We start from the raw sequence: 9879 nt of genomic DNA on the forward strand, positions 1-9879 counted from the left end.
TTGAGGGGTATCTTGTTCTTGGACCGAGAGCCTTGAATGACAGCGTAATGGAATACAGGTCGAAGGCGGCCGGCGATTTTCGTCTTATTAACAGACTTCAAGACAACCTGAGGAACATTCTTTCAGATCGGAGACTTCGCGAACGAGGAATCGACCCCGCAGTGATGAACGAACTGCGTGTTGCGCTCGACATCAAGACAGTGAAAGTGACGAAAGAAGGGGGGGAGGAAACGAGCTTCATGAAGACATTCTTCTCTGCATACGTGTTTTTGATGGCACTCTTCTTCTTGATACTCACCTCCGGTCAATTGCTTGTACGGAGTGTACTGGAAGAGAAATCGAACCGTATCATTGAAGTGCTTGTGTCGTCGTGCACGCCTTCCGAGTTGATGACGGGGAAAGTGCTGGGGTTGAGCGCGCTCGGGTTTACGCAGATCGGTTTTTGGGCGTTGATTGCCCTGGCGTCTACAGCGAAGTTCGGCACAGCGGCGTTTCCTCCGGCGAATCAGATGCTGTTAATGCTTGTATATTTTGTGCTCGGCTACCTGTTCTACTCGGCCATTTTTATCGCATTGGGAACGCCCGTAACAACGGAGCAGGAAGCGCAACAGATCAACGGTTATCTGGTCATGTTTCTGATTCTCCCGGTTGCCCTCGTTGTGCCGGTAATGCAGCAACCGAATGCCCTGTGGGTGAAAATCGTGACGTACATTCCCCTGATGACGCCGACGTTCATGGCGTTGCGGATTCCGATTCAAATGCCGGCATTGGTGGAAATTCTTGCAACAATCGCCATTATGATTGTTTCCATTTACTTCATGATGATTGTCGCAGGAAGAATATTCAGAGTCGCAATTCTCGCCACAGGTAAAAGAGCAAGCATTGGCGAGCTGGTCCGATGGGTAAAGGAAGGATAAGATGATGCAAAATTTGCTGAAGTCCGGACACATTGGTTTGTACTGCATTCTCACGCTGGTATTCTCTGTTCAAGAATCGAACAGTCAAACGGCAGCATCAGTTGTACGAACATTCGTTGATGCAATCAATTCGCACGACATTGACGCGATAGCGAACGTTATGACAAGCGATCATCTGTTTGCTGATGCACACGGCAACCGATTAGTAGGGAAAGAGAAGATGCGGGCGGCTTGGAATCTCTACTTCTCGTGGTTCCCGGACTATACTATCGAACTGCAATCGGTAATTGTGCAGAACGATACCGTCGCTGTCTTTGGCTTCGCCCAGGGGACGTTTCAACGTACTTCTTCTTCAGACAACAATAATCACTGGCGCCTTCCTGCAGCGTGGAAAGCGGTCGTGTCTCGCGGAAAGATGAGCGAGTGGCACGTCTTTGCCGATACGAAGGTTCCGTTCGACATCATGCAGCGGTTCATGCAAACATCCGTCCAATCGATGGAGCGGGCTACCGGTATCGGTGGTGTGTTCTTCAAATCCAAAGATCCGACAGCGCTGGTGAAATGGTACGACGAGCATCTCGGTACGAAGTTCGGCGATGCGCAGCACTACAGTTTCCGTTGGCGTGAACTCAACGACCGTGATTCGGTTGGCAGGACTGTGTTGGGTATTTTTGGTGAGGAGACGAAGTACTTTTTGCCGAGCGAGAAGCCCTTCATGCTCAATTTCCGAGTGAAGAATCTCGAAGCCCTCCTTGCAAAGTTGAGAAAGGAGAACGTCAGAGTTGAGGAGAAAGTGGAATCGTACGAATACGGAAAGTTCGGGTGGATACTTGACCCTGAAGGCAACAAAATTGAACTATGGGAGCCGATTGACGGCCCCTTGGAAAATGTAGAACCAACGAAATGAAAGAGATGAAGCGATGAAGAAAGATCTGCTGAACATGAAACAGATTGCCGTTCTGCTTGTTTTGCTTGCCGCATTTGGTTCGTCAAGCGCTCAAGTGATTCTGCCATCGAAACAAAGTACTAGTCTTAGGGAAAATGTGTTCGGGCTCGGGTTTTTTGGCGGAGCTTCCGGCGGAATCGGCCTCAGCTTCCGTCATCATTTGCCGTCGCCGCTCAGCTATCAGATCACCGGAGGAATCATCAAGCTCGACGGCAAGCTCCGCTCGGATATCGGCGCCGAGATACATTATGATTTGGCGCGGGGAAGCGGCACACGGTTTTTCGTGGCAGGTGGATTCGGGTACTACTATTCGGGAAGTGACGGCAACAACGAAATGAAATCGGCAACCCGCGGGGGTTTCGGGCTTGGCGGCGAATGGGTGATGAGCGGCGGGTTGCATTTTCTCGCGGAAGGTATGTTCACATTCTTCAGCGACGGGAATATCCTCCCGCTGCCACAGATTGGATTTTACTACTATTTCTACTAGTTGAAGTGTTGCGCGGTTTCTCTACGGTGTTGGGTCCTTTTCATTCAACACCAATGGGAGCGTGAGAGAGAAGGTGGCAATTCGTTGCTTCTCAACGGATTTTCTCATACCTTTATTCCGTTCAATCTGAACAGTTTCCACCATTCTTTGACACATCCGTGACTGTTGAATTAGTTCTGTTTTACCTTTTCGGCTCGGTTGCCGTCGGGACCGGGCTCGGTATGATTTTGCAACGCAATCCGCTTCTCAGTGCCTTACTACTCGTCGGAAACTTCTTCTGTATCGCCGCTTTGTACCTGTTGCTCCAGCAACAATTTCTTGCCGTTATTCAAATCGTGGTGTACACCGGTGCAATTATGGTGCTGGTTGTGTTTGTGATCATGTTGCTGAATCTTGCGGAAGATCATCCCCAACCCCAAAAACATTCTGTGTACTACTCCATTACTGTTGCTCTCGTGATCGGGTTCTTGGTGGAGTTGGTGTACATTCTGATGTTCAAAGACCGAACCCCGGCCGGATTTCACCCCGATGCGGGAAAATTAGGAACCGTTGAATCAATCGGCGATGCGCTGTTCAACAAATTTGTACTGCCGTTTGAAGTAGCTTCCGTCTTGCTGCTTGTGGCGGTTGTTGGCGCAGTGCTTCTTGCCAAAAAACGTCTCCCGTAATGCTTCGATGACCATGTCCCTTGACCTTCACATGTATCTTGGATTAAGTGCAATGCTGTTTTGCATCGGCGTTGCCGGCGTTCTGACGAGACGGAATGTTATCGTCGTGTTTATGTGTATCGAATTGATGTTGAACTCCGTGAACCTGTCGCTGGCGGCTTTTTCATCACATCTTGGAGACCCGACCGGACAAGTGCTGGTATTTCTCGTCATGGCTGTGGCGGCTGCAGAAGCTGCGGTGGGACTCGCAATTGTGATTGCAATGTTCCGCAACAAACAGACGGTGAACATCAACGATATCAATATCCTGAAATGGTGATATGCACCTCCGGATTTTGAAACTGAGAGCTTGATACTATGCCCTTTCAATTAATCAGTATTGCAGTTTTCCTTCCGTTCGCCGGATTCCTCATTAACGGATTGCTGGGTTCGAGAATCAAATCCGAAAAGGCAATCGGCCTCATCGGCAGTGGTACTGTTGGTATCAGTTTCGTAATTGCCTGCGCAATGTTCTTCGACATGCTCAGCTCGCCACCCGATGAACGTTCCCATATCGTTGAGATCTTCAAGTGGATTGCTGCAGGGTCGGTGAACGTGGGTTTGGCCTACCAAATCGACCAGTTGTCGATTCTCATGATGTTGATCGTGACCGGAGTCGGCTTCCTGATTCATATCTACTCCATCGGGTACATGCACGGCGACCCGGGCTTCTGGCGGTTCTTCGCGTATCTCAATCTTTTCATCTTCGCCATGCTCAACCTTATTATGGCGGATAATTTCCTGCTTCTGTTTTTGGGATGGGAGGGAGTGGGGCTCTGTTCGTATCTGCTGATCGGGTTCTGGTACGACAGGAAATTCGACAAGGGAACAACCGGTGATGCGGCAAAGAAGGCGTTCATCGTGAACCGCATTGGAGATTTCGGTTTCCTCATCGGCATGTTTTTGATTTTTGAGATGTTCGGGACCCTTGCGTTCAAGGATGTCTTCAATCAGGCCTCGACGCTCAGTGTCGGCAACACTACCGTTATGTGGATGACGCTGGCGTTGTTCCTTGGCGCCACAGGAAAGTCAGCCCAAATTCCTCTATTCGTCTGGCTGCCCGATGCCATGGCAGGCCCGACACCGGTCTCGGCCCTGATTCATGCTGCAACGATGGTTACCGCGGGAATTTACATGGTTGCCCGATGCGCAGTTCTGTTTGCGCTTGCGCCAACAACCTTGATGGTTGTAGCGGTTGTCGGGGCAACTACCGCCCTGTTTGCAGCAAGCATCGGACTTGTGCAAAACGACATCAAGAAAGTTCTCGCATACTCGACAGTCAGCCAACTCGGGTACATGTTCCTTGCGCTTGGAGTCGGGGCGTTTGCGGCAGGACTCTTCCATGTTCTCACGCATGCGTTTTTCAAAGCGTTGCTCTTTCTCGGCTCCGGCGCCGTTATTCACGCGATGCACGAGGAGCAAGATATCCAGAAAATGGGCGGACTGAAGAGCCATCTTCCCATAACGTATAAGACGTTTCTGGTCGGGACGATTGCGATCGCCGGAATTCCGCCGCTTGCCGGCTTCTTTAGTAAAGATGAGATTTTGTGGAAGGCATTTTCCGGCGGATACTGGCCTCTGTGGGTGATGGGATTGATCGGAGCAGGACTCACAGCTTTCTACATGTTCCGTCTCCTCTCGCTCACGTTCGACGGCAAACCGCGATGGGATCAGCACCACCTTCATCCGCATGAAGCGCCCAAAACGATGGCTATTCCCCTTATTGTGCTGGCGGGACTTTCAATCGTTGGCGGATTTGTCGGCATCCCCCACAGTCTCGGCGGCGGCAACGCTATCGAACAATGGCTCGACCCCGTCTTCGAAGCCGCAAACCGGAAGATGTTTCTTGCTCCACACGCCGTCGTGCCGCTTGAGTACGTGTTGATGATCGCGTCGGTTTTAGTTGCGTTGGGAGGGATTTGGCTGGCACGCACCTGGTATTTGAAGAATACCGAGATCCCTGAACAACTGGCAAGCCGCTATCGCGGAATGTACAATCTTCTCCTCAACAAATACAAAGTTGATGAAGTGTACGATGCAGTAATTGTGAATCCGATTCAAAAAATGTCGGAGATGTTTTTATGGAAGATTTTCGATGTGAAGATTATTGACGGCATTGTGAACGGCATCCCGAAATTGATCGGGGTGTTCAGCGGTGTAGCGCGTAAAATCCAGACGGGCGTTACGCAAAACTATGCGCTCGCATTTGTTCTTGGTGTTGTTCTCATCATCGGTTTTCTGATAACGAAATAGAAAGCAACTGAACGAAGACGCACGACAGCTGTTTCTTCGGTGACAAGTTTAGATTGAACTTATGAACGACCATCTCCTACTTTCGACAGTACTTTTCATTCCGCTGGCCGGTGCAATAACCATTGCCTTCCTTGGGAAGGAGTCGAAAAATCTCATAAAAATGCTTGGTATGGGATTCTCGCTTGCCGCATTTCTTGTTTCGGTGTATCTCTTTGTTGTCTTCGATGGATCGAATCCAAACATGCAATTTGTCGAATTCAATGAATGGATTCCGAGTCTGCACGTTTCGTACCATCTCGGCATTGACGGCATGTCGTTGTTGCTCGTTGTTTTGACAACATTTCTTACGCCGATTTCGCTTCTTGCGTCGTGGGAATCCGTGCAGAACAAGCTGAAGGGCTTCATCATCTCGATGCTGGTGTTGGAAGTGGGGACGCTGGGCGTGTTCATGGCGCTCGACATGTTCCTTTTCTATGTGTTCTGGGAAGCGATGTTGATCCCGATGTATTTCATTATCGGGATTTGGGGAGGACAAGAGCGGATCTATGCAGCAGTGAAGTTCTTCCTCTACACGATGTTCGGCAGCCTGTTGATGCTGGTTGCGATTCTGTGGCTCAGTTACTATGCAAGCGAGCAGCCGGGCGGCTATTTCACGACGAATTTGATGGAGTTGTACAAAGTTGCCCCTTCAATTCCGATGGATATCCAGACGTGGATGTTTCTCGCATTTGCCCTCAGCTTTTGTATCAAGGTTCCGCTGTTCCCGCTGCATACCTGGCTGCCCGATGCACACGTGCAGGCCCCGACTGCCGGCTCCGTGATTCTTGCGGGTGTACTCCTGAAGATGGGAACATACGGACTCATACGCTTCTGCATACCGTTGTTCCCATACGCAACGTTCGAGTTTATGCCGTATTTTGCAGGCCTCGCGGTGATCGGGATTATTTATGGCGCGCTTGTTTCCATTGTTCAGCCGGATATGAAGAAACTCGTTGCCTACTCGTCCGTATCGCATCTCGGATTTGTCGTGCTCGGCATCTTTGCCCTGAATCAGGAGGGGATGCAGGGAGGCATCATCCAGATGATCAATCATGGTTTGTCCACAGGCGCTCTCTTCTTGTTGGTAGGAATGATTTACGACCGAAGGCACACTCGTATGATAAAAGACTTCGGCGGCCTCGCGAAATCAATGCCGGTGTACGCTGCCTTCTTTATGATTGTCATGCTATCGTCAGTCGGATTGCCGGGATTGAACGGATTCGTTGGCGAGTTTCTGATTCTTCTCGGCGCATTCAAGTCGCAGCTTCTCGCCAACCGCTGGTTTGCAATTCTCGGTGCCACCGGTGTCGTACTCGCGGCCGTGTACTTGTTGTGGAGCTACCAGCGCATGTTCTTCGGTAAGCTTGAGAATCCTGAAAACCGGAATCTCAAGGACATGAATCTGCGCGAGTGGGTTGTGTTGGTCCCTGTTATTCTGTTCATCGTGTGGATCGGGATCTACCCGTCGACGTTCTTGAACAAGTCAGAAGCGTCAACAAAGCAACTCATCCAACAAATCCAAGATGCACGTCGCGGCGCCCAAGTCGGAACCGCGGAGCGTATCGCCCTTCCAGAGTCGCACACGATAGAATGAACCGCCTCCTTCGCAATGCTGCATCAATCGCTTTTCTGATTCCCCTCCTTGCAGCACCGGCTTTTGCAGAAGAAGCCGGGCATGTCACTTCGGTAAACCCATTGATGATTTTTCCATTTCTCATTCTGCTTCTTGCAATTGCCGTGATGCCGTTTATCAACAGGCATTGGTGGGAGCGCAACTACCCGTATGTCTCCGCCGTGCTTGCCGTTGTGACCATCGTGTATTATGTGTTTGGTATCGGGAATCCATCGAGGCTGGTCCATACCGGAATCGAGTACTTCAGTTTTATTGTGCTGATCGGTTCGTTGTTTGTGGTTGCAGGCGGCATTCACATCAAGATCAAGGGGAGATCGAAGCCCCTCTCCAACGTATTCCTCCTGTCGATCGGAGCGGTACTCTCGAACGTTGTCGGAACGACCGGGGCTTCTATGATCCTGATCCGGCCGTTCATTCGTGTCAACAAATATCGTATCAAACCGTACCACGTTGTCTTTTTCATTTTCATTGTAAGCAACATGGGGGGTGCGTTGACCCCGATCGGCGACCCCCCCTTGTTTCTCGGATATCTGAAGGGGATTCCGTTTTTCTGGATTGCGGAAACCATCTGGTACAAATGGGCTGTTGCGATGGTGGTTATTGTTGCCGTGTTCTACGTAGTCGACTATATTTCGTACCACAAACTTCCCGCGTCGGTCAGGCATGGATTGGAGGGCGAACATGAAGAAGGCGAGGTGAGTGGAGCGCAGAATGTGTTCTTCCTCGCTATTATTCTCATCTCCGTATTCATTACCAATCCGCCGTTTCTGCGCGAAGGGCTGATGATCCTTGCCGCCGCAGGATCGTATCTCACAACAAAACACGAGATTCACAAAAAGAACGACTTCAATTTTCATCCCATCAAAGAAGTGGCAGTATTATTCTTCGGCATTTTCGCAACGATGATTCCGGCGCTGGACTGGCTGTCACTGAACGCCTCTTCGCTCGGCATACACACCGCCGGGCAATTCTATTGGGTGACGGGATTTCTTTCAACATGTCTTGACAATGCGCCGACGTATCTTAACTTTCTCAGTGCAGCCATCGGCTTGTATGTATCGCCGGACGATGTCCGCCAGCTGATTGCGCTCGTGAAAACGCACGGGGCTGACATCTCACAGGTTACAGGTCCGCACGCAACCGAAATCAAGGCTGCATTTGCAATGCTTGTGAAGTACCATTACGACTTCGTCGAAGCCGGCGCAATCAGGCCGGACTACGCGAGCGCTGCATACCTGATCGCGAACTACAGCAAGCACGTGCAAGCGATTTCGCTCGGAGCGGTGTTCTTCGGAGCGTTCACGTATATCGGCAACGGGCCGAACTTCATGGTCAAGTCCATTGCCGAACAAACAGGAGTTCACTGCCCGACGTTCTTCGGTTTTGTGTTGAAATACTCGATTCCTGTTTTGTTGCCGGTCTTTGTGCTCGTGTGGCTCCTGTTCTTCCTCATGTAGTGGACCCGATTATCCAGTTTCACGCTTTTGTGCTGTTGACATGACTGATTCTCCCGGTACAACAATCAAGAAATTCGAAAAACGAGAACATCCGTGGCGCGGCGTTGTGGTGCAGGGCCTCGCGCTCATGTGCTTGTGGCTTGTCCTGAGCGGCCATCTTGATTTCTTTCACATTGCGGCCGGGGCAATCTGTGTCGGAATTGTATTGTTGTTGAATGCGAGAATCTCATCGGTCCAATTTTTTCAGGGGGATGTATCCGAGTGGGAACATCTCCGTTTTGAGCATCTGCTTCGTTTCCTTCCGTGGCTTGCCTGGGAAATAGTTGAAGGGAGCCTCCAGGTTGCCTCAGCCGTTCTCCATCCGAAAATGCCGATCGAACCTGCGTTGATTCGTTTCCGGGTGAATTTACCCATCGTCGGGGCAAAGGTATTGCTCGGCAACGTCATTACACTCACGCCGGGCACTGTTACGCTTTCCATCACAGAGGATGAATTTCTGATCCACGCCCTCCGCCGAAAATCAGCCTCAACGATTATCGACGGCACGATGCCGGGATGGATTGCACAGCTGTTCTATGACGAGGACGAGCAACTTGTTTCTTCCGTTGAGATAATCGAATCGAACAAGGACATGTGATGCAGGATGTCCTCATCTACATAACCAATCTGCTCGCAGTCATTATTATCATTCCGTTCTACAGGGTGTTGAAAGGGCCGACGGTATTCGACCGCGTTCTCGGCGTGGGGGCAATCGGCACGAAGACCCTCGTGTTGATTTGTTTGGTGGGATTTATTTACGGCAGACTTGAAATGTTCATTGATATTGCGCTTGCCTATGCCGTGCTGAACTTCATCAGCGTGTTGGCGATTGCGAAGTACTTCAAGAATTACCGCAAAGGTGCCTGATGGGAATGACGGAGATTATTGCCGTTCTTATGATTCTCGGGGGGGGGTTCTTTCTGCTTGTTGCCAGTATCGGGATTGTGCGCTTCCCGGATTTCTATACAAGGCTGCACGCGATGGGCAAGGGGGATACGCTCGGCATCATCCTCATTCTGCTCGGGCTGTGTGTCTATGAGGGATTCACGCTCAACAGCGCCAAGCTTCTTATCGCTCTTGTCTTCGTCGGCTTGACGAATCCTGTGGCCACACATGCCCTTGCAAGGGCGGCGTTGCGCTACGGATTGAAGCCCTTGTTGAAGTTGGATCAGAAAGATATGGAACCATCAACCACATCCAAGATCGATGCACTGGAAACTTGAACTCATTCTGCTGGTCATGCTGTTGCTGACAGCATTTATCTCGCTGAAGGTACGTGATCTTCTGGCGGCTGTCGTCATGCTCGGCGTCTTCAGTTTTGTTGTTGCGTTGCTGTTTGTCGTGATGGGAGCCGTTGATGTCGGTTTCACGGAGGCCGTTGTCGGCGCGGGCGTCACAACA

General features: G+C 50.6%; 12 protein-coding genes. All 12 read left to right on the forward strand.

Going from position 1 to position 9879, the window contains the following annotated elements; translation table 11 throughout:
• Positions 1 to 917 (forward strand): ABC transporter permease (locus tag KF749_18350; GenBank protein ID MBX2993118.1); only part of this gene is annotated, 917 nt, incomplete at its 5' end.
• A 1-nt stretch (position 918) separates the two neighbouring features.
• Positions 919 to 1824 (forward strand): nuclear transport factor 2 family protein, encoded by a 906-nt coding sequence (locus KF749_18355; protein MBX2993119.1) that lies wholly within the window; start codon positions 919 to 921, stop codon positions 1822 to 1824.
• Between the two features lie 13 nt (positions 1825 to 1837).
• Complete coding sequence (locus KF749_18360) at positions 1838 to 2350, forward strand: hypothetical protein (protein ID MBX2993120.1); 513 nt, start codon at positions 1838 to 1840, stop codon at positions 2348 to 2350.
• 158 nt (positions 2351 to 2508) lie between these two features.
• Positions 2509 to 3018 (forward strand): NADH-quinone oxidoreductase subunit J, encoded by a 510-nt coding sequence (locus KF749_18365; protein ID MBX2993121.1) that lies wholly within the window; start codon positions 2509 to 2511, stop codon positions 3016 to 3018.
• Positions 3019 to 3031: 13 nt separating this feature from the next.
• Positions 3032 to 3337, forward strand: coding sequence for an NADH-quinone oxidoreductase subunit NuoK (gene nuoK / locus KF749_18370; GenBank protein ID MBX2993122.1), 306 nt, complete (start codon positions 3032 to 3034; stop codon positions 3335 to 3337).
• 38 nt (positions 3338 to 3375) lie between these two features.
• Entirely contained in the window at positions 3376 to 5310 is a 1935-nt protein-coding gene (gene nuoL, locus KF749_18375; protein MBX2993123.1) for an NADH-quinone oxidoreductase subunit L, read from the forward strand.
• Between the two features lie 61 nt (positions 5311 to 5371).
• Positions 5372 to 6943 (forward strand): NADH-quinone oxidoreductase subunit M, encoded by a 1572-nt coding sequence (locus tag KF749_18380; protein ID MBX2993124.1) that lies wholly within the window; start codon positions 5372 to 5374, stop codon positions 6941 to 6943.
• Positions 6940 to 8439 carry a sodium:proton antiporter gene (locus KF749_18385; protein ID MBX2993125.1) on the forward strand — a complete coding sequence of 500 codons (1500 nt, stop codon included), beginning with the start codon at positions 6940 to 6942 and terminating at the stop codon, positions 8437 to 8439. The genes KF749_18380 and KF749_18385 overlap by 4 nt, the downstream gene beginning before the upstream one ends.
• 40 nt (positions 8440 to 8479) lie before the next feature.
• Positions 8480 to 9076 (forward strand): Na+/H+ antiporter subunit E, encoded by a 597-nt coding sequence (locus KF749_18390; protein MBX2993126.1) that lies wholly within the window; start codon positions 8480 to 8482, stop codon positions 9074 to 9076.
• Positions 9076 to 9345, forward strand: coding sequence for a pH regulation protein F (locus KF749_18395; GenBank protein MBX2993127.1), 270 nt, complete (start codon positions 9076 to 9078; stop codon positions 9343 to 9345). The genes KF749_18390 and KF749_18395 overlap by 1 nt, the downstream gene beginning before the upstream one ends.
• Complete coding sequence (gene mnhG, locus KF749_18400) at positions 9345 to 9701, forward strand: monovalent cation/H(+) antiporter subunit G (protein ID MBX2993128.1); 357 nt, start codon at positions 9345 to 9347, stop codon at positions 9699 to 9701. Before KF749_18395 ends, mnhG begins: the two co-directional genes overlap by 1 nt.
• On the forward strand, positions 9685 to 9879 hold a 195-nt coding region (locus KF749_18405; protein MBX2993129.1), incomplete at its 3' end, for a DUF4040 domain-containing protein. The genes mnhG and KF749_18405, both read left to right, overlap by 17 nt.

The organism is Bacteroidota bacterium (assembly GCA_019637975.1).
Lineage (GTDB): Bacteria > Bacteroidota > Ignavibacteria > UBA10030 > UBA6906 > CAADGV01.